The following is a 16,543-nucleotide window of genomic DNA, read 5'->3' as shown; positions in this document are numbered from 1 at the left end:
CCACCGCGCCGGCGCACAGATAATGCCGACCACGCTGGCACTGCCTGCCCCAAGGAGCCCCATGTCCGTCTGGAAGAAACCCATTTCGCTGTCTCTGCTCAACGAGACCAATGCCCGCACCGCTGCCACCCACCTGGGCATGGAAATCACCGAGGTAGGTGACGATTTCCTGCGCGGACGCGTGCCGGTGGACGAGCACACCCGCCAGCCCTTCGGCATCCTGCACGGCGGTGTCAGCGTGGTGCTGGCCGAAACCCTGGGCTCCATCGGCGCCTTCTACGCCTGCCCCGAAGGCCACCGCGGCGTGGGGCTGGACATCAATGCCAACCACATCCGAGCCGTATCCAGCGGCTGGGTCACGGGCACGGCCCGCCCCGTGCACATTGGCCGCACCACGCAGGTGTGGCAGATCGACATGGCCAACGACGCGGGCGAGCTGACCTGCGTGTCCCGCATCACCATGGCCATCCTGGCGCCGAAGTAAGGTTCATCCCCCTGTGGCGCTGCGCGCCTTCCCCCTTCTCTCGACTTGCTGCGCGCGTCGGGAAGGGGGACACCACGGCGCGGCGGGGCGGCCCTTGCGCGGTGGTCCTGGTGGGGGGCGGCGCCCGTTTCAGGGGCCGGTTACGACGCAAAAGTTCTGCGAAAAAACGGCTCTGGCGCTGATCGAAAAAGCACCGACAGCTATCTTTTCAACAGCATCAATCAATCAACGTCTTTATCGGCACCTCGCGCCAGGCGCTCGCTCTTCCAGTACACGTCGTCCCCGCCGTCCATGCGGTTGAGCACGCGCGACAGCACGAACAGCAGGTCGGAGAGCCGGTTGAGGTAGTGGCGCGGGGTTTCGCGCACGGCTTCCAGCATGCCCAACGCCACCACGGAGCGCTCGGCGCGGCGCGCCACGGTGCGGCACACATGGGCCTGGGCCGCAGCGCGCGTGCCGGCTGGCAGGATGAACTCCTGCAGGCGCGGCAGCGCCGCGTTGTAGTGCGCCAGCGCCTCATCGAGCTGCAGCACGGCCTCGTCCTTGAGCAGTTCGAACCCCGGAATCGACAGCTCGCCGCCCAGGTTGAACAGCTGGTGCTGCACGTCGATCAGCAGTTCGCGCACATCCTGCGGCAGGGGCTCGCACAGCAGCAGGCCCAGGTGCGAATTGAGTTCGTCCACATCGCCCATGGCGTGGGGGCGCGGGCTGTCCTTGGACACGCGTGTGTTGTCGCCCAGGCCGGTGGTGCCGTCGTCGCCCGTGCGGGTGGCGATCTGTGTGAGTCGGTTGCCCATGTGTGCTCCTTGTACTGCGGCACCCATTGTCCGTTACACCAGGCAGGCAAATGTTGGCGGGGGCAACAGCAGGCAAAACTGCTGGCCCTGCACTGCGGGCTGCGGTGCAATGAAACCCTGTTCAACTTTGACGGAGCTCTTCATCCCATGAAAGCCATTCAACGCCGCACCTCTGCCTTCGACGCCCGCAGCGTACTGTTGTTCGCCGCACTCTCGCTGGGCGGTGCCGCTGCCCTGCAGGCCCAGACCGCACCGGCCACGGCGCCCCAAGCACAGGGTGGCCCATCGCTCGGACCCGCCGCGTCTTCTCCCAAACCCGCCGCGCCCGCTGGAATGGGCCCTTCCGCCGCAGCTGCCTTTGACCGCGCCGATGCCAATGCCGACGGCAAGCTCAGCCCCGAGGAAGCCGCTGCACTGCCGGCCATTGGCAACCGCTTCAAACAGCTCGACACCGACCGTGACGGCAGCCTGTCGCACGCGGAATTCGACAAGGGTGCCAAGCCCTGATCCATCCAACGCTGGCGCGCGATAGCCGCCACGCCCCTTGAAAGCGCAGCGCCGTGGTGAGGCTTACCGCCCCATCGCGGCGCATTGGCAGGTGCCCGGTGGTATTCTTTTGCGCTACCCGGAGACCGCCATGAACGCCCCTGCCACCGCCTCGCACCTGCTGCCCGCCATCCATCTGCGCGAGGTGCCGCAGGCCCTGATCGATGCGCTGCAAAACCGCTTTGGTGCGCAGTGCTCGCTGGCGCAGGCCGTGCGCGAACAGCATGGCCGCGACGAAGGCTCGCTGCAGGCCCCGCCGCCCTCGGCCGTGGTGTTTGCCGAGAGCACGCAGGACGTGGCCGATGCCGTGGCGCTGGCCAGCCAGTACGAAGTGCCGGTGATTCCCTACGGCGCCGGCTCGTCGCTCGAAGGCCACCTGCTGGCCGTGCAGGGCGGCATCAGCATCGACGTCAACCGCATGAACCGGGTGCTCAGCATCAATGCCGAAGACCTCACCGTGACGGTGCAGCCCGGCATCACGCGCAAGGCATTGAACGAGGCCATCAAGGACACCGGCCTGTTCTTCCCCATCGACCCCGGCGCCGACGCCAGCATCGGCGGCATGACCGCCACGCGCGCCAGCGGCACCAACGCCGTGCGCTACGGCACCATGCGCGAGAACGTGCTGGCGCTCGAAGTCGTCACGGCCAGCGGCGAAGTCATCCGCACCGGCACGCGCGCCAAGAAGAGCAGCGCCGGCTACGACCTCACGCGCCTGATGGTGGGCAGCGAAGGCACGCTGGGCGTGATCACCGAAGTCACGGTGCGCCTGTACCCGCTGCCCGAGGCCGTGAGCGCGGCCATCTGCTCGTTTCCGAGCATCGAGGCCGCCGTGCGCACCACCATCCAGACCATCCAGCTCGGCGTGCCCATCGCGCGGGTCGAGCTGATCGACCGCCACAGCGTGCGCATGGTCAACGCGCACAGCAAGCTCGGCCTGCGCGAAGAGCCCATGCTGCTGATGGAATTCCACGGCTCGCCCGCCAGCGTGCAGGAACAGGCCGAGACCGTGCAAACCATCGCCAGCGAGTTCGGCGGCAACGCGTTTGAATGGGCCAGCACGCCCGAGGAACGCACGCGCCTGTGGACCGCGCGGCACAACGCCTACTTTGCCGCCGTGCAAAGCCGCCCCGGCTGCCGCGCCATCAGCACCGACACCTGCGTGCCCATCAGCCGCCTGGCCGACTGCCTGCTCGAATCGGTGGACGAGGCCGAGGCCAGCGGCATCCCCTATTTTCTCGTCGGCCATGTGGGCGACGGCAACTTCCACTTCGGCTACCTGCTCGACCCGAACATCCCCGCAGAGCGCATCACCGCCGAAGCCCTGAACCACCAGCTCGTGGCGCGTGCGCTGGGCATGGGCGGCACCTGCACCGGCGAGCACGGCGTGGGCCTGCACAAGATGGGCTTTCTGGTCGACGAAACCGGCGCGGGCGCGGTGGACATGATGCGCGCCATCAAGCGCGCGCTGGACCCGAAGAACATCCTGAATCCGGGGAAGATTTTTGCGCTGTAGGTTCACCAGGGAATTGCTATTTACTTTATAGCTATCAGCGCTTTTTGGCATTGCGCGTTGGACAATTTGACACTCCACAGTGGCGTACGGATGGTGGCTGACCCGACGGGGATGGCCGCTTCAGCGTGTGCACAAAGCAAGGTGCCACGATGAAGACCCTGCTGCTGTTCATGGTCACGGCGTTGGCCGAAATCGTGGGCTGCTACCTGCCCTGGCTGTGGCTGCGGCAAGGCAAGCCCGCGTGGCTGCTGCTGCCCGCGGCGCTGAGCCTGGGCCTGTTCGCCTGGCTGCTCACGCTGCATGCCACGGCCGCGGGCCGCGTGTATGCGGCCTATGGCGGTGTCTATATCGGTGTGGCGCTGGCCTGGCTGTGGGCGGTGGATGGCGTGCGCCCCACGGCCTGGGATGTGGCGGGCGTGCTGGTGGCGCTGGCGGGCATGGGCATCATCATGTTCCAGCCGGGGCGCTGACGGCCACTGCGGTGCACCGGGCCGCGACAATGGCCCGCCGTGCGAACCCGTGCGCACAAGAATTTTCCCTCCCCTGTCCACCCCTGCTGTTGCTTGGAGCCCCCGCATGACCCGTCCTTTCTCTTCCCCCCGCACGCTGAAGGCGGTGCTGCTCAGCACCGCTCTGGCGCTGTCCGGCCTGGCGCAGGCCCAGGCGGTCTTCAAGATCACCGCCATCCCCGACGAATCGCCCACCGAGCTGGCGCGCAAGGCCGCGCCGCTGGTGAAGTACCTGGAACAGAAGCTGGGCACCAAAGTCGAGTTCACGCCGGTGTCCGACTACGCCGCCGCCGTGGAAGCGCTGGCCAACAAGCAGGTGGACATGGCCTGGTATGGCGGCTTTACCTTTGTGCAGGCCCGCATCCGCTCGGGCGGCAAGGTGGTGCCGCTGGTGCAGCGCGAGGAGGACGAAAAATTCCGCTCGGTGTTCATCAGCGGCGACCCGGCCATCAAGACCCTGGCGGACCTCCAGGGCAAGACCGTGGGCTTTGGCTCGCAGTCCAGCACCTCGGGCCACCTGATGCCGCGCAGCGTTCTGCTGCAGGCCAAGATCGACCCCGACAAGGACTTCCGGCGCGTGGCCTACTCAGGCGCACACGATGCCACCATCGCCGCCGTGGCCTCGGGCAAGGTGGATGCGGGTGCGCTCAACATCTCGGTGTGGGAAAAGTTCGTGGCCGACAAGAAGGTGGACACGGCCAAGGTGAAGGTGATCTTCACCACCCCCGCCTACTTTGACTACAACTGGACCGTGCACAGCGACATGCCGGTGGCCCAGCGCGAAAAGCTCACCAAGGCCTTCCTGGACCTGAACCGCAGCACCCCCGAGGGCAAGGAAGTCCTGGACCTGCAGCGCGCCACGCGCTTCATTCCGACCCAGGCCAGCAACTACCAGGGCATCGAAACCGCAGCGCGCAGCGCGGGCCTGATCAAGTGACCGTGCATGAAATCCTGTTTTGATAGCTGCTCGCGCCTTGCCCTCAGGCGCTGCGGCATGATTTGTTCATGAAATTGCGGCTGACGAACGCCACCGTGCGCCACCCGGCCGCGCGTGCCGGCGCGCCCGCGGCGCTGCGCGGCCTGGACCTCGCGGTGGCGCAGGGTGAGCAGGTGGCCGTGATCGGGCCCTCGGGCACGGGCAAGACCACGCTGCTGCACCTGCTGGCCTGCGCGCAGCGGCCCGCCGCTGGCCGCCTGCAGCTGGACGACACCGACCCCTGGGCGCTGCCCCTTGGCGCCTTGCAGCGCTTGCGTGGCCGCCTGTTTCTGGCGCCGCAGGTGCCGCCGCTGCCGCCCCGCCAGCGTGTCGTCACCGCCGTGCTGGCCGGGCGCCTGCCGCACGAAAGCCTGTGGGCCAGCGTGCGCAGCCTGGTACACCCCACCAGCATCGCGCTGGCCGAGCACGCGCTGGCCCGCTTCGACGTGGCCGACAAGCTGTTCGACCGGGTGGACCGGCTCTCGGGCGGCGAGCGCCAGCGCGTGGCCCTGGCCCGGGCACTGGCCTCGCAGGCCAGCCTGTTGCTGGTGGACGAGCCGCTGTCCGCCCTCGACCCGGCGCGCGCGCAGCAGGCCCTGGCCTCGCTCACGCAGGCGGCCCGCGAGCGCGGAGCCACGCTCATTGCCACGCTGCACCATGTGGACATGGCCCTGCGCCATTTCCCGCGCGTGATCGGGTTGCGGGGCGGCGCGCTGGCCTTTGACCTGCCCTCGGCGCAGGTGACGCCGGCGCTTTTGCACCAGCTGTATGCGCAGCACCTCGAAGAGCTGGCGCCAACGGCACCGCCCGCCCCCGATGCGCCCGTGGCGGCAGCCCCCGTGCCCATGCAATGCCGCTGATGCCGCCCCACCTGTCCACCCGCCCCAGCCCTGCCGGCGCGCACCTTCTGCCATCGGCGCGGCGCGATCCGGCCTGGCGCGGCCGCGTGGCCGGCGCCGTGGTGGCGCTGGTGTTGCTGTGGCCCATGCTGGTGCTCACCGAGTTCAAGCCCTGGCAGCTGCTGGCACCCGACGCGCTGAAACCCACGCTGCGCTTTGCGGCCGATTTCATCCCGCCCCGGTGGGACGCGGATTTTCTGGCCCTGGTGGCGCGCGAAACCTGGCGCACCGTGGCCATTGCCACCGCGGGCCTGACGCTGGCGCTGGTGGCGGCCGTGCCGTTGGCGCTGCTGTCGGTGCGGGTGCTGTCGGTCTCGGCGCTCACCGGGCCCATGGCGCCGCTGCCGGCGCTGGTGCGGCTGCTGGTGCGCTGGCTGCTGGTAGTGCTGCGCAGCGTGCCCGAGCTGATCTGGGCGCTGGTGTTCGTGCGCGTGGTGGGCCTGGGCCCCACGGCCGGCGTGCTGGCGATTGCCCTCACCTTTGCCGGCATGCTGGGCAAGGTGTACGCCGAAATCCTGGACAGCGCCGAGCCCCATGCCGCCGCCAGCCTGCTGCGCAATGGCAGCGGCCGGCTGCAGGCCTTTCTGTACGCGCTGCTGCCACAGAACGCCGCCGAGCTCACCAGCTACACGGTGTACCGCTGGGAATGCGCGATCCGCTCCTCGGCCGTGCTGGGCTTCGTCGGCGCGGGCGGGCTGGGCCAGCAGATGGACGCCTCGATGAAGATGTTCGCGGGCGCCGAGGTGGCCACCATGCTGCTGGTGTTCATGGCCCTGGTCTGGCTGGCGGACCGCACCAGCGCCTGGTTGCGGCAAAGGCTGGCATGAACGCGCCATCTTCTTCCACGCCCCGGCCCCGCCGCACCAACCGCTGCCTGGCCTGCTGGTGCGTGGCTGCGGGCGCGCTGGCCCTGGTGGGCCTGAGCTTCTGGTCGCTCGATCTGCAGTGGGCGCAGTTTGTGTCCACCCCGGCGCTGGCCCGGATGGGCCGGTTTCTGGCCGAGCTGCTGCGGCCCGAAACCAGCCCGCAGTTCCTGCACAAGCTGCTGGGGGCCACGCTGGAGACGCTGGCCATGTCGGCGCTGGGCACCTTGCTGGCGGTGCTGCTGGGCCTGGCGCTGGCCCTGCCCGCCAGCAAGGCCTTTGACGGCGACCCGGCACGCTGGCGCGGCGCCACGCGGCTGGTGCTCAACGCCCTGCGCAGCATTCCCGAACTGGTGTGGGCCACGCTGCTGCTGATCGCCGCCGGGCTGGGGCCGTTTGCCGGCACGCTGGCGCTGACGCTGCACACCGCGGGTGTGCTGGGCCGCCTGTTTGCCGAGGCCATCGAGAACACCCCGCCCGGCCCCGGCTTCGCCCTGCGCGTGCGCGGCGTGGCCGGCAGCCGCGTGTTTCTGTATGCCACCCTGCCCCAGGTGCTGCCGCAGCTGCTGAGCTACACGCTGTACCGCTGGGAGAACAACATCCGCGCCGCCGCCGTGCTGGGCGTGGTGGGGGCCGGCGGGCTGGGGCAGATGCTGGCCTTCCATATGGGGCTGTTCCAGATGGGCGAGACCAGCAGCGTGCTGGTGGCCATGCTGCTGCTGGTGGCGCTGGTGGATGCGCTGAGCTTTGCCAGCCGGCGCTGGCTGGCGGCCTGAGCCCGGTGCGGTGGGGGCCAGACACACCAGGCACTATGAATTCAATATGCAGGGAGAGCGCCCGGGACGGATGGATCCCTGCTGGGTGGATCAGGCGACCGCAGTGGCCAGCCGCCGCGACCGCGACGCCACGCCCGCACCCACCAGCGCGGCAGACACCACGCTCAGTGCCAGCGTGATGGCCGAGCCATAGAAGATGCCCGAGATCATGCCCCGGTCCAGCAGGGCGCCAAACACCGGGGCGGCCAGGCAAAAACCCAGGTCCAGCCCCGAATACACCGTGCCATACACGCGGCCCGTGGCGCCCGGCGGGGCGGCGCGCTTGATGAGCATATCGCGCGACGGGCTCGCCAACCCGGTGCCTACGCCAGCCAGCGCGGCCACCACCACCGCCGCCATGCCGGGCAGCCAGCCCGTGCCCACCAGCACCAGCAAGGCGGCCGAGGCCAGCAGGCAGACCGAGATCACCTTCTCCAGCCGCGCCACGCGGCCCACCAGAAAGCCGCCCACCACCATGCCCGCCGCGCCGCACAGCATGTAGCCGGTGACGACCAGGGCCGTCACGCTGAGCGGCAGGCCGTACATGCTTTGCAGCGCGGGGCTGGCAAAGCTCTGGATGGCGCTCAGGGCGCAGGTGCTCCAGAAAAAGAACGAAAAACACAGCCACACCGAGGGCAGCTTGAGGAAGGCCATGGGGTGCTCGTCCACCGCGGCACCGACGCCGCCCTTGGCCTCGTGCGCCCAGACGCCCTGGCGGTCGTCGAGCGCAGCGCGGTTCCAGACCATGACGGCCAGCACCAGCAGGGCCAGCAGTGCGCCGCACAGGCAGGCCGCGCGCCACGAGCCCGTGGCCGTGGCGATGCCCGCCATGAACACCGGTGCCGTGGCCCAGCCCAGGTTGCCGCTGATGCCGTGCACCGAAAAGCCATGGCCCAGGCGCTGCGGCGACACGCGCTTGTTGAGGATGGTGAAGTCCACCGGATGGAACGGCGCATTGCCCAGGCCCGCCAGCGCCGCCGCCAGCAACAGGCCCGTGTAGCCCTGCGCCGTACCCGCCACCAGGCCGGCGGCGGCAAAGCTGGTCAGCGCAAAGAACAGCACTGGCCGCGCGCCCACGCGGTCCACCAGAAAGCCCGACAGCGCCTGGCCCACGCCCGACACCACGAAGAACACCGACACCAGCAGGCCCAGCTCGGAATAGCTGAAGCCGAACTCGCCGATCAGCCACGGAAACAGCGGTGGCAGCAGCATGTGAAAGAAGTGCGAACTGCCGTGCGCCAGGCCGATGAGGCCGATGGTGCGGGCGTCCTGCCGCAGAGGGACGGCGCTCGCGGCGCCAGGGGAAATGGGGGTCATGGCCCTGATCTTAGGCAAGACCCGCGCGGCAGGTTTACGATAGCGTGCCAATTTTTATCGCTAACATGCCAAAAGCAGCCACACCCGCCGACACCGCCCCGCCACCGCGCCCGCAGCGCGCGCTGTCGTATGTGAAGTTGCTCACGCCGCACCTGTTCGTGCCCACGGCCGAGCGCCCGGTGCGCGCCAAGGTGCGCCTGCTGGCGGCCGACACGCAGGTGATGCCGCACAGCCACCCCTGGGCGCAGGTGGCGATCTCGACCACGGGCGTGATCCGGCTCACGGTGGACCGGGGCACCTACATCGCGCCGCCCTCGCGCGCGCTGTGGATTCCACCCGGCGTGGAACATGCCGTGACCATGGTGGAGGACGCCGACCTGCGCACGCTGTATTTCTACCAGCCGCGCGGGCGCTGCGGCCCCGGTGTGCCGCGCCACGAAGAGGCCGCCTGGCGCCAGTGCCGCGTGCTGGAGGTGTCCGACCTGCTGCGCGCGCTGGTGCGCGAGCTGCCGTCCACGCCCGACGACGGCCCCACCCTCACCCCCGACGAACGCACCCGCGAGCGCCACCTGAACGCCCTGGTGCTGGGCGAGCTGCGCCGCGCCGCCGCCGTGAAACTGGGCGTGGACCTGCCCCACGACAAGCGCCTGCGCCACCTGTGCGAGGCGGTGCTGGCCGACCCCACGCGCCATGAAACCCTGAGCGCCTGGGCCCAGGACACCGGCGCCAGCCCGCGCACGGTGGCGCGGTTGTTCCGCACCGAACTCGCCAGCACCTTCACGCAGTGGCGCCAGCAGGTGATATTGGCCAAGGCCGTGTCGCTGGCCGCCGGCCGCATGCCCATGGGCCAGATCGCCGCCGAGCTGGGCTACAGCCCGAGCGCCTTCAGCGCCATGGTGCGCAAATCGGTGGGCCAGCCGCCGGGGCGGTTTCTGGGGGCAGCGCGGTGAGCGGCGCCGCGGCCCATCGTTTGCCCGGAAATTTGAAATGTTTTACTCGGCACTGCTTGTAAACAAATGGCCATCAGCTATTCAATGCATAGCGATTGATTGGCCCATCCCTGCGGACTGCACCGCGCGCGGCGCCCCGGATACCGTGAACCCCTGCTTTCAACCACCGCTCCTGCCCCCATGACCACCGACATCCACACCTACGAACCCCGCCTGGGCCACGGCCTGCCGCACGACCCGTTCAATGCCATCGTGGGGCCGCGACCCATCGGCTGGATCTCCACGCAAAATGCCGCAGGGGCGCGCAACCTGGCCCCCTACAGCTTCTTCAACGCCTTCAACTACGTGCCGCCCATCGTGGGCTTTGCCAGCATTGGCGCCAAGGACACGCTGCGCAACATCGAGGCCACGGGTGAGTTCGTGTGGAACCTGGCCACACGCGCACTGGCCGAGGCCATGAACCAGAGCTGCGCCGCCGTGCCGCCCGAGGTGAATGAGTTCGAACTGGCCGGGCTCACGCCCTTGCCCTCCGAGAAAGTGCGCCCGCCCCGCGTGGCCGAAAGCCCCGTCACCTTTGAATGCCGCAGCACGCAGATCCTGCAGCTGCAGGGCATCGACGGCGCCAAGGTGCCCACCTGGCTGGTGCTGGGCGAGGTGGTGGCCGTGCACATCGCCAAGGCGCTGCTGAAAGACGGTGTGTACGACACGGCGGGCGCCGGCCACATCCTGCGCGCCGGCGGCCCCGCCGACTATTTCACGGTGGGGCCGGAGCAGCTGTTCAAGATGCGCCGGCCGCGCTGAGCGGCTGCCATGCGGTTTTCCATGCCAACGGATAACCCGGCGGAGAGCCGAAGGCAGTGCTGCAGCACGGCGAGGCACCCCAACGACGTCATACATTGGAAGGTGAAACCGTATCAGGCCCCTACCGGTGCCCAGGCCGCCAGTGCGGAAGCGGCCAGGGCCAGCGCAATGCCCTGACCGATCGGAGCCAGGGAATGAGATGGGTGGGTCAGGCGTTGCCGCGCAGCCGCTCGATAAGCCCGTTCAGGGCCTCCAGCGAACCGAACTGGATGGACAGCTCGCCCATGTCTTCCATGCGGCCATTGCGTTTCACGCGCTTTTTCACGCGCACCTCGACCTCGGCCATGAGCAGGTCGGAGAGTTCTTCTTCCACCCGCTTGAGGTCGCGCGATTTTTCCTTCTGGGGGCGGGTGGCGACGAGGTTGAACTCGGCACCGATCTTCTTGACCAGGGCCTCGGCCTCGCGCACCGAGAGCTTCCTGGCCGCGATCTGGTTGCCCGCCGTGATCTGCGCGGCACGGTCCAGCGCCAGCAGCGCGCGCGCATGGCCCATGTCGATGTCGCCGGCCATCAGCATGGTCTGCACCGGCTCGGCCAGGTTCAAGAGGCGCAGCAGGTTGCTGGCGGCGCTGCGCGAGCGGCCCACGGCCTGCGCGGCCTGCTCGTGCGTGAGGCCGAACTCGCGCACCAGGCGCTGCAGGCCCTGGGCTTCTTCCAGCGGGTTGAGGTCTTCGCGCTGGATGTTCTCGATGAGCGCCATGGCGGCGGCCGCCTCGTCGGGCACATCGCGCACCAGCACCGGCACTTCGTTGAGCCCCGCCAGCCGCGACGCCCGGAAACGCCGCTCGCCCGCGATGATTTCGTACAACGCCCCCTCTTGGCTGAGGGCGCCCATCGCAGGGGAGGGCCCCTGCGACGCGCGTTCCTGGCGGCGCAGCCGAGCTTGTTCGTCGCTCAGGCGACGAACGAGAATCGGCTGCATGATTCCCTGGGCCTTGATGCTCTCGGCCAGCTCGTACAGCGCGCCCTCGTCCATGCGCGTGCGCGGCTGGTAGACGCCGGGCACCAGCTCCGAGAGCGACAGGCGGCTGGGCAGCCCGGCCTCGGTGGCCTGGGCCTGCTCCACTTTCTCTTCGACCTTGGGGCCCAGCAGGGCTTCGAGTCCACGGCCGAGGCCCTTGGGTTTCTTGGTGACCATGTTCGTCAATCTTTCAAAAGGGTGTGCAGCAGTGCGTGGCCCTCGGGCCAGTCTGCAAGGCCGGATTCGGCGTTGAGGTGGCCGCGTTCGCCACCGTCGATGAAGCGTGCGCCCCAGGCCTGGGCCAGACCTTCGGCGCGCTCCAGGCTGCAATACGGGTCGTCGCGGCTGCCCACCAGCACGGCCGGAAACGGCAGCGGTTGGCGCGCAATGGGCGCCCAGCCGTGGATCTGCGCCGCCAGGTCCGGCCGCTCCACATCGCCCGGGGCCACCAGCAGCGCGCCCAGCACACGGTGGGCAGTGGGTGAATGCGCCGCCCACCAGGCGGTCAGAATGCAGCCCAGGCTATGCGCCACCAGCACCACGGGGCCTGCAGCATCGACCACGGTCTCTTCGAGCCGTGCCGACCAGTCGCCGCGCAGCGGGCGCATCCAGTCGTGCTGCTCCACGCGGTGGTAGCCGTGGCGGGCCTCCCACAGGCTTTGCCAGTGGCCGGGGCCGGAGTTCTGCCAGCCGGGCAGCAGCAAGATGTTGGACGGCTTCATTACTATCAATTCAATAGCTTCTATCGCTTATTCATCAAGCGTCAGAGCCTGTTTTAACTTTGGGATTCGCTGCGGCAGACATGCGCTGCACGCGTTCGACCATCTCCTGCGCAAACTCCACAAAGGCCTGGCTGCCCTTGGCGGACGGGTCGAACACCACACCGGGCAGCCCGTAGCTGGGCGCCTCGGCCAGGCGCACGTTGCGCGGGATCACGCTGTTGAACACCTTGTCGCCAAAGTGGCCCTTGAGCTGGTCGCTCACCTGCTGCTGCAAGGTGATGCGCGGGTCGAACATCACGCGCAGCAGGCCGATGATCTGCAGGTCGGCATTCAGGTTGGCGTGCACCTGCTTGATGGTGTTGACCAGGTCGGTGAGCCCTTCGAGCGCAAAGTATTCGCACTGCATGGGCACGATCACGCCATGGGCGCTGCACAGGCCGTTGAGGGTGAGCATGCTCAAGGACGGCGGGCAGTCGATGAGCACGAAGTCGAAGTCGGCATCCGCCTCGGCCAGCGCGGCCTTGAGGCGCTTTTCGCGGTGCTCCAGCGTCACCAGTTCCACCTCGGCACCGGCCAGCTCGCGGTTGGCGCCCAGCACCCAGTAGCCGCACTTGTCCGACAGCACGGCCGCTTCCTTGACCGAGGCGGATTCGAGCAGCACGTCGTACACCGTGAGGTCGAGGCTGCGCTTGTCCACGCCCGAACCCATGGTGGCGTTGCCCTGCGGGTCCAGATCCACCATCAGCACACGCTGGCCGATCTTGGCCAGGCCGGCGGCGAGGTTGACGGTGGTGGTGGTCTTGCCAACGCCACCCTTCTGGTTGGCAACGCAGAAAATTTTGGCCATGTGGATGCAGCAGTCCGTGTGGATTTATTTGGAGATGGCCAGCTTGATGCCAAAGCCGATCAGAAAGACGCCGGCGACCTTTTCCAGCATACGGGCGATGGAAGGGTTGGCGCGCATGCGCTCGGCCAGGTGGTGCGTGAGCAGCACGGCGATCAAGCCGTAGATGAAAGTCAGCACCGCCACCGTCGCCGCCATCACGCCAAAGGTCAGCATGCCCTGGTGCCGGGCCGGGTCCACAAACAGCGGAAAGAACGCCATGTAGAACACGATGGCCTTGGGGTTGAGCAAGGTAATCAACCCGGCCTGCTTGAAGTAGTGGCGTGGCTCGATGTTCAGAATGGGCTGGGCGCCCGGCTTGGCCGTGAGCATCTTGAAACCCAGCCAGGCCAGGTAGGCCGCGCCCAACCATTGCACCGCGTTGAAGGCCGCGGGGTAGGTGGCCAGCAAGGCCGCCACCCCGGCCACTGCGGCCCACATCAGTACCTGGTCGCCCGCGATCACCCCCAGGGTGGCCGCCAAGCCACCGCGCACACCCCCCTTGCTGGTGGAGGTGATGAGCGCCAGATTGCCGGGGCCCGGAATGGCCAGGAACAACACAATGGCGGCAACAAAGGCGCCGTAGTCTGCAATGCCAAACATGTGGTGATTTCTCCCGGTGTGCTGGATGGGTGCGCAGAACAGATGCACCCGAGGTGAGGAGCCGAGTTTACGCGACCGCCCTGCCCCAGCCGCCGAAAGTCGGCGCCCGGCGGTCAGACTGGCTTCATCCAGATGATGCAGCGCTCGGCGTCCAGGCCCGGAACGACGAGCTGTTCCACGTGAAACACCTGCACATCGGCGGGCAAGGTGGCCATTTCGTCCTCGGGGTGCTTGCCCTTCATGGCCAGCCAGACGCCATGGGGTGCTGCCAGTGCGCTGCGCGACCAGTTCACAAAATCAGGCAACGAGGCAAAGGCACGACAGCTGATGATGTCGAACGGCATGGCCAGCGTCTCGACCCGCGCGTGCACGCCATGCAGGTTGCGCAGTTTCAGCGCCACTGCCGCCTGCTGGATGAACGCGGCCTTCTTGCCCACCGTGTCCACACAGCTCACATCCACCTCGGGGCAGCAGATGGCGAACACCACGCCGGGCAGGCCACCGCCCGAACCCACATCGAGCAGGCGCACAGCGCCCCTGCCCTCGCCCACCAGCGCAGCCACATGGCGGCGCAATGGCGCCACGGCGGCCAGGCTGTCCAGCAGGTGGTGCGTCATCATCTCCTGCGGGTCGCGCACGGCCGTCAGGTTGTAAACCTTGTTCCACTTCTGCAGCAGCGCCAGAAAGTCCATCAACTGGCCAATCTGGCCCTCGTTCAAGTCCAGGGCCAGGGCCTCGGCACCCGCCTGCAGTTGCTGATGCAGCCTGTCGTTACCCGTCACTACGGTCATGCCACTTCCCCTTCCGCCTTGGCGGTCACGGTGAAGTCCTTGAACCCGCCCTTCTTCAAATGCACCATCAGCAGCGAAATCGACGCCGGGGTGATGCCCGTGATGCGCGAGGCATGGCCCAGGGTTTCAGGCCGATGGCGGTTGAGCACCTGGCGGGCCTCGATGCTCAGGGCCGTGACCTGCATGTAGTCCAGGTCGGCAGGCAGCCGCAGCTTCTCGAAATGCGCTGCGCGCTCCACCTCGCCCTTCTGGCGATCGATGTAGCCCGCGTACTTGGCGGCAATCTCCACCTGCTCCAGCACCGGGTCGCTCAGGTCGCCCAGGGTTTCACGTGAAACATCTTCCGATGCGTATTTGCCACCGTCCATCGACATCAGGTTGGCGTAGCCCACATCAGGGCGGCGCAGCAGCTCAAACAGGTTGTATTCGTGCTCGATGCTCTTACCCAGCACACGCTCAGACTCGGTTGCGGGCAGGTTGCGGGGGTTCACCCAGGTGGTCTTGAGGCGCTCTGTTTCACGTGAAACCGCATCGCGCTTGCGGCTGAAGGCGTCCCAGCGTGCATCATCCACCAGGCCCATCTGGCGACCCGCTTCCGTCAGGCGCATGTCGGCGTTGTCCTCGCGCAGTTGCAGGCGGAACTCGGCCCGGCTGGTGAACATGCGATAGGGCTCGGTCACGCCCTTGGTGATGAGGTCGTCCACCAGCACACCCAGGTAGGCCTCGTCGCGGCCGGGCAGCCAGGGCGCCTCGCCCCGGCACTGCAGCGCGGCGTTGATCCCGGCAAACAGGCCCTGCGCCGCCGCCTCTTCATAGCCGGTGGTGCCGTTGATCTGACCAGCGAAGAACAGGCCCTGGATCTGCCGCGTCTCGAAGCTGCTTTTCAGCGCGCGCGGGTCGAAGTAGTCGTATTCAATGGCGTAGCCGGGGCGCAGGATGTGCGCGTTCTCCAGCCCTGGCATGCTGCGCACCAGGTCGTACTGGATGTCGAACGGCAGACTGGTGCTGATGCCGTTGGGGTAGAACTCGTGCGTGGTCAGGCCTTCGGGCTCCAGGAAGATCTGGTGGCTGTCCTTGTCGGCGAAGCGGTTGATCTTGTCTTCCACGCTCGGGCAGTAGCGCGGGCCCACGCCCTCGATCTTGCCGGTGAACATGGGGCTGCGGTCAAAGCCGCTGCGGATGATCTCGTGCGTGCGCTCGTTGGTGTGGGTGATCCAGCAGGGCACCTGGCGCGGGTGCATTTGGGCACCACCGTACGCATGCGCCATGAAGCTGAACACGGGCACGGTGCCCTCGTTCACACCGCCCGGCATGCCGTCGCCAGGTTGCTCGGTGCATTTCGAAAAATCGATGCTGCGCCCGTCAATGCGCGGCGGCGTGCCGGTCTTGAGGCGCCCCTGCGGCAGTTGCAGCTCCTTGAGCCGCGCCGACAGCGACACAGCGGGCGGGTCCCCTGCCCGGCCGGCGGCGTAGTTGTTCAGGCCCACATGGATCTTGCCGTCCAGGAAGGTGCCTGCGGTGAGCACCACCGTGCGCGAACGGAAACGGATACCTAGCTGCGTCACCGCTCCCACCACCCGGTCGCCCTCCACCATCAGGTCGTCCACCGCCTGCTGGAACAGCCACAGGTTGGGCTGGTTTTCCAGCATGCGGCGGATGGCGGCTTTGTACAGGATGCGGTCGGCCTGCGCGCGCGTGGCACGCACGGCAGGGCCCTTGGAGCTGTTGAGAATGCGGAACTGGATGCCGCCCTCGTCCGTGGCCAGCGCCATGGCGCCACCCAGCGCATCCACCTCTTTCACCAGGTGGCCCTTGCCGATGCCGCCGATGCTGGGGTTGCAGCTCATCTGCCCCAGGGTCTCGATGTTGTGGGTCAGCAGCAGCGTTTTGCTGCCCATCCGCGCAGCAGCCAGCGCTGCCTCGGTGCCGGCATGGCCACCGCCGACAACGATCACATCAAATTCCTGGGGGTACAACATAGCAGCGCTCCGGGGCCCAATGGCCCAATGGTCAAATCGCCTGCATCAGCGCGGGCAACCCGCGATTTTCC

The 16,543-nt window shown here is 67.9% G+C and carries 18 protein-coding genes; 10 read left to right on the top strand and 8 right to left on the bottom strand.

The features are described from left to right. The first annotated feature begins 61 nt into the window (after positions 1-61). The gene (locus AC1RDS_RS07370; RefSeq protein WP_348682793.1) at positions 62-484 is read left to right on the top strand and encodes a hotdog fold thioesterase; all 423 of its coding nucleotides are present in this window, start codon (positions 62-64) and stop codon (positions 482-484) included. Positions 485-705: 221 nt separating this feature from the next. Here AC1RDS_RS07370 and AC1RDS_RS07365 read toward each other — a convergent pair whose 3' ends face one another. Then, positions 706-1,281 carry a cob(I)yrinic acid a,c-diamide adenosyltransferase gene (locus AC1RDS_RS07365; RefSeq protein WP_348682792.1) on the bottom strand — a complete coding sequence of 192 codons (576 nt, stop codon included), beginning with the start codon at positions 1,279-1,281 and terminating at the stop codon, positions 706-708. 147 nt (positions 1,282-1,428) lie between these two features. On the opposite strand from AC1RDS_RS07365, the gene AC1RDS_RS07360 reads away from it, so the two are divergent. The 7 genes from AC1RDS_RS07360 to phnE all read left to right on the top strand — a co-directional run bounded on the left by AC1RDS_RS07360 (position 1,429) and on the right by phnE (position 7,366). Further along, complete coding sequence (locus tag AC1RDS_RS07360; RefSeq protein ID WP_303834174.1) at positions 1,429-1,788, top strand: EF-hand domain-containing protein; 360 nt, start codon at positions 1,429-1,431, stop codon at positions 1,786-1,788. 130 nt (positions 1,789-1,918) lie between these two features. Beyond that, positions 1,919-3,343 carry an FAD-binding oxidoreductase gene (locus AC1RDS_RS07355; RefSeq protein ID WP_348682791.1) on the top strand — a complete coding sequence of 475 codons (1,425 nt, stop codon included), beginning with the start codon at positions 1,919-1,921 and terminating at the stop codon, positions 3,341-3,343. Between the two features lie 149 nt (positions 3,344-3,492). Continuing rightward, positions 3,493-3,813: a YnfA family protein gene (locus tag AC1RDS_RS07350; protein WP_348682790.1), complete on the top strand. Its 321-nt coding sequence runs from the start codon at positions 3,493-3,495 to the stop codon at positions 3,811-3,813. A gap of 106 nt (positions 3,814-3,919) precedes the next feature. Next, positions 3,920-4,789, top strand: a complete 870-nt coding sequence (locus AC1RDS_RS07345) for a putative selenate ABC transporter substrate-binding protein (RefSeq protein WP_303836552.1) — start codon at positions 3,920-3,922, stop codon at positions 4,787-4,789. Between the two features lie 68 nt (positions 4,790-4,857). Next, positions 4,858-5,688 (top strand): phosphonate ABC transporter ATP-binding protein, encoded by an 831-nt coding sequence (locus tag AC1RDS_RS07340; RefSeq protein WP_348682789.1) that lies wholly within the window; start codon positions 4,858-4,860, stop codon positions 5,686-5,688. Then, positions 5,688-6,554 (top strand): PhnE/PtxC family ABC transporter permease, encoded by an 867-nt coding sequence (locus AC1RDS_RS07335; protein WP_303836549.1) that lies wholly within the window; start codon positions 5,688-5,690, stop codon positions 6,552-6,554. The genes AC1RDS_RS07340 and AC1RDS_RS07335 overlap by 1 nt, the downstream gene beginning before the upstream one ends. Then, entirely contained in the window at positions 6,551-7,366 is an 816-nt protein-coding gene (gene phnE / locus AC1RDS_RS07330; protein WP_348682788.1) for a phosphonate ABC transporter, permease protein PhnE, read from the top strand. The genes AC1RDS_RS07335 and phnE overlap by 4 nt, the downstream gene beginning before the upstream one ends. A 90-nt stretch (positions 7,367-7,456) precedes the next feature. Here phnE and AC1RDS_RS07325 read toward each other — a convergent pair whose 3' ends face one another. Then, positions 7,457-8,722 (bottom strand): MFS transporter, encoded by a 1,266-nt coding sequence (locus tag AC1RDS_RS07325; RefSeq protein ID WP_348682787.1) that lies wholly within the window; start codon positions 8,720-8,722, stop codon positions 7,457-7,459. Between the two features lie 65 nt (positions 8,723-8,787). Between AC1RDS_RS07325 and AC1RDS_RS07320 the strand changes: the two genes are divergently transcribed. Beyond that, a complete protein-coding gene (locus AC1RDS_RS07320; protein WP_303836544.1) occupies positions 8,788-9,672 on the top strand; it encodes an AraC family transcriptional regulator in 885 nt (294 codons plus the stop codon). Between the two features lie 180 nt (positions 9,673-9,852). Then, positions 9,853-10,473, top strand: coding sequence for a flavin reductase family protein (locus AC1RDS_RS07315; protein ID WP_303836543.1), 621 nt, complete (start codon positions 9,853-9,855; stop codon positions 10,471-10,473). Positions 10,474-10,681: 208 nt separating this feature from the next. On the opposite strand, the gene AC1RDS_RS07310 is transcribed toward AC1RDS_RS07315, so the two are convergent. The 6 genes from AC1RDS_RS07310 to mnmG form a co-directional block, all read right to left on the bottom strand. Next, on the bottom strand, positions 10,682-11,671 hold the full coding sequence (locus tag AC1RDS_RS07310) for a ParB/RepB/Spo0J family partition protein (protein ID WP_303836542.1): 990 nt from the start codon (positions 11,669-11,671) through the stop codon (positions 10,682-10,684). 5 nt (positions 11,672-11,676) lie between these two features. Beyond that, the gene (locus AC1RDS_RS07305) at positions 11,677-12,216 is read right to left on the bottom strand and encodes an RBBP9/YdeN family alpha/beta hydrolase (RefSeq protein ID WP_303836541.1); all 540 of its coding nucleotides are present in this window, start codon (positions 12,214-12,216) and stop codon (positions 11,677-11,679) included. Positions 12,217-12,250: 34 nt separating this feature from the next. Continuing rightward, positions 12,251-13,063 (bottom strand): ParA family protein, encoded by an 813-nt coding sequence (locus AC1RDS_RS07300; protein WP_303836539.1) that lies wholly within the window; start codon positions 13,061-13,063, stop codon positions 12,251-12,253. Between the two features lie 24 nt (positions 13,064-13,087). Continuing rightward, complete coding sequence (locus AC1RDS_RS07295; RefSeq protein WP_348682786.1) at positions 13,088-13,702, bottom strand: LysE family transporter; 615 nt, start codon at positions 13,700-13,702, stop codon at positions 13,088-13,090. 113 nt (positions 13,703-13,815) lie between these two features. After that, on the bottom strand, positions 13,816-14,493 hold the full coding sequence (gene rsmG, locus AC1RDS_RS07290) for a 16S rRNA (guanine(527)-N(7))-methyltransferase RsmG (RefSeq protein WP_092697286.1): 678 nt from the start codon (positions 14,491-14,493) through the stop codon (positions 13,816-13,818). Then, the gene (gene mnmG / locus AC1RDS_RS07285) at positions 14,490-16,472 is read right to left on the bottom strand and encodes a tRNA uridine-5-carboxymethylaminomethyl(34) synthesis enzyme MnmG (protein ID WP_348682785.1); all 1,983 of its coding nucleotides are present in this window, start codon (positions 16,470-16,472) and stop codon (positions 14,490-14,492) included. Before mnmG ends, rsmG begins: the two co-directional genes overlap by 4 nt. Positions 16,473-16,543: the final 71 nt, after the last annotated feature.

Source organism: Acidovorax sp. GW823-FHT02H02 (assembly GCF_058797075.1).
The sequence above is the reverse complement of the archived record's forward strand: the minus strand, read 5'-3'. Positions and strand labels throughout refer to the sequence as shown.

Excerpts from the sequence above, each read along its gene's own strand:
- AC1RDS_RS07320 (WP_303836544.1), top strand. The coding sequence starts at position 8,788 with ATGCCAAAAGCAGCCACACCCGCCGACACCGCCCCGCCACCGCGCCCG.
- phnE (WP_348682788.1), top strand. The coding sequence starts at position 6,551 with ATGAACGCGCCATCTTCTTCCACGCCCCGGCCCCGCCGCACCAACCGC.
- AC1RDS_RS07295 (WP_348682786.1), bottom strand. The coding sequence starts at position 13,702 with ATGTTTGGCATTGCAGACTACGGCGCCTTTGTTGCCGCCATTGTGTTG.
- AC1RDS_RS07345 (WP_303836552.1), top strand. The coding sequence starts at position 3,920 with ATGACCCGTCCTTTCTCTTCCCCCCGCACGCTGAAGGCGGTGCTGCTC.
- AC1RDS_RS07305 (WP_303836541.1), bottom strand. The coding sequence starts at position 12,216 with ATGAAGCCGTCCAACATCTTGCTGCTGCCCGGCTGGCAGAACTCCGGC.
- AC1RDS_RS07315 (WP_303836543.1), top strand. The coding sequence starts at position 9,853 with ATGACCACCGACATCCACACCTACGAACCCCGCCTGGGCCACGGCCTG.
- AC1RDS_RS07360 (WP_303834174.1), top strand. The coding sequence starts at position 1,429 with ATGAAAGCCATTCAACGCCGCACCTCTGCCTTCGACGCCCGCAGCGTA.
- mnmG (WP_348682785.1), bottom strand. The coding sequence starts at position 16,472 with ATGTTGTACCCCCAGGAATTTGATGTGATCGTTGTCGGCGGTGGCCAT.
- AC1RDS_RS07325 (WP_348682787.1), bottom strand. The coding sequence starts at position 8,722 with ATGACCCCCATTTCCCCTGGCGCCGCGAGCGCCGTCCCTCTGCGGCAG.
- AC1RDS_RS07350 (WP_348682790.1), top strand. The coding sequence starts at position 3,493 with ATGAAGACCCTGCTGCTGTTCATGGTCACGGCGTTGGCCGAAATCGTG.
- rsmG (WP_092697286.1), bottom strand. The coding sequence starts at position 14,493 with ATGACCGTAGTGACGGGTAACGACAGGCTGCATCAGCAACTGCAGGCG.
- AC1RDS_RS07355 (WP_348682791.1), top strand. The coding sequence starts at position 1,919 with ATGAACGCCCCTGCCACCGCCTCGCACCTGCTGCCCGCCATCCATCTG.
- AC1RDS_RS07365 (WP_348682792.1), bottom strand. The coding sequence starts at position 1,281 with ATGGGCAACCGACTCACACAGATCGCCACCCGCACGGGCGACGACGGC.
- AC1RDS_RS07300 (WP_303836539.1), bottom strand. The coding sequence starts at position 13,063 with ATGGCCAAAATTTTCTGCGTTGCCAACCAGAAGGGTGGCGTTGGCAAG.
- AC1RDS_RS07310 (WP_303836542.1), bottom strand. The coding sequence starts at position 11,671 with ATGGTCACCAAGAAACCCAAGGGCCTCGGCCGTGGACTCGAAGCCCTG.
- AC1RDS_RS07335 (WP_303836549.1), top strand. The coding sequence starts at position 5,688 with ATGCCGCCCCACCTGTCCACCCGCCCCAGCCCTGCCGGCGCGCACCTT.
- AC1RDS_RS07340 (WP_348682789.1), top strand. The coding sequence starts at position 4,858 with ATGAAATTGCGGCTGACGAACGCCACCGTGCGCCACCCGGCCGCGCGT.
- AC1RDS_RS07370 (WP_348682793.1), top strand. The coding sequence starts at position 62 with ATGTCCGTCTGGAAGAAACCCATTTCGCTGTCTCTGCTCAACGAGACC.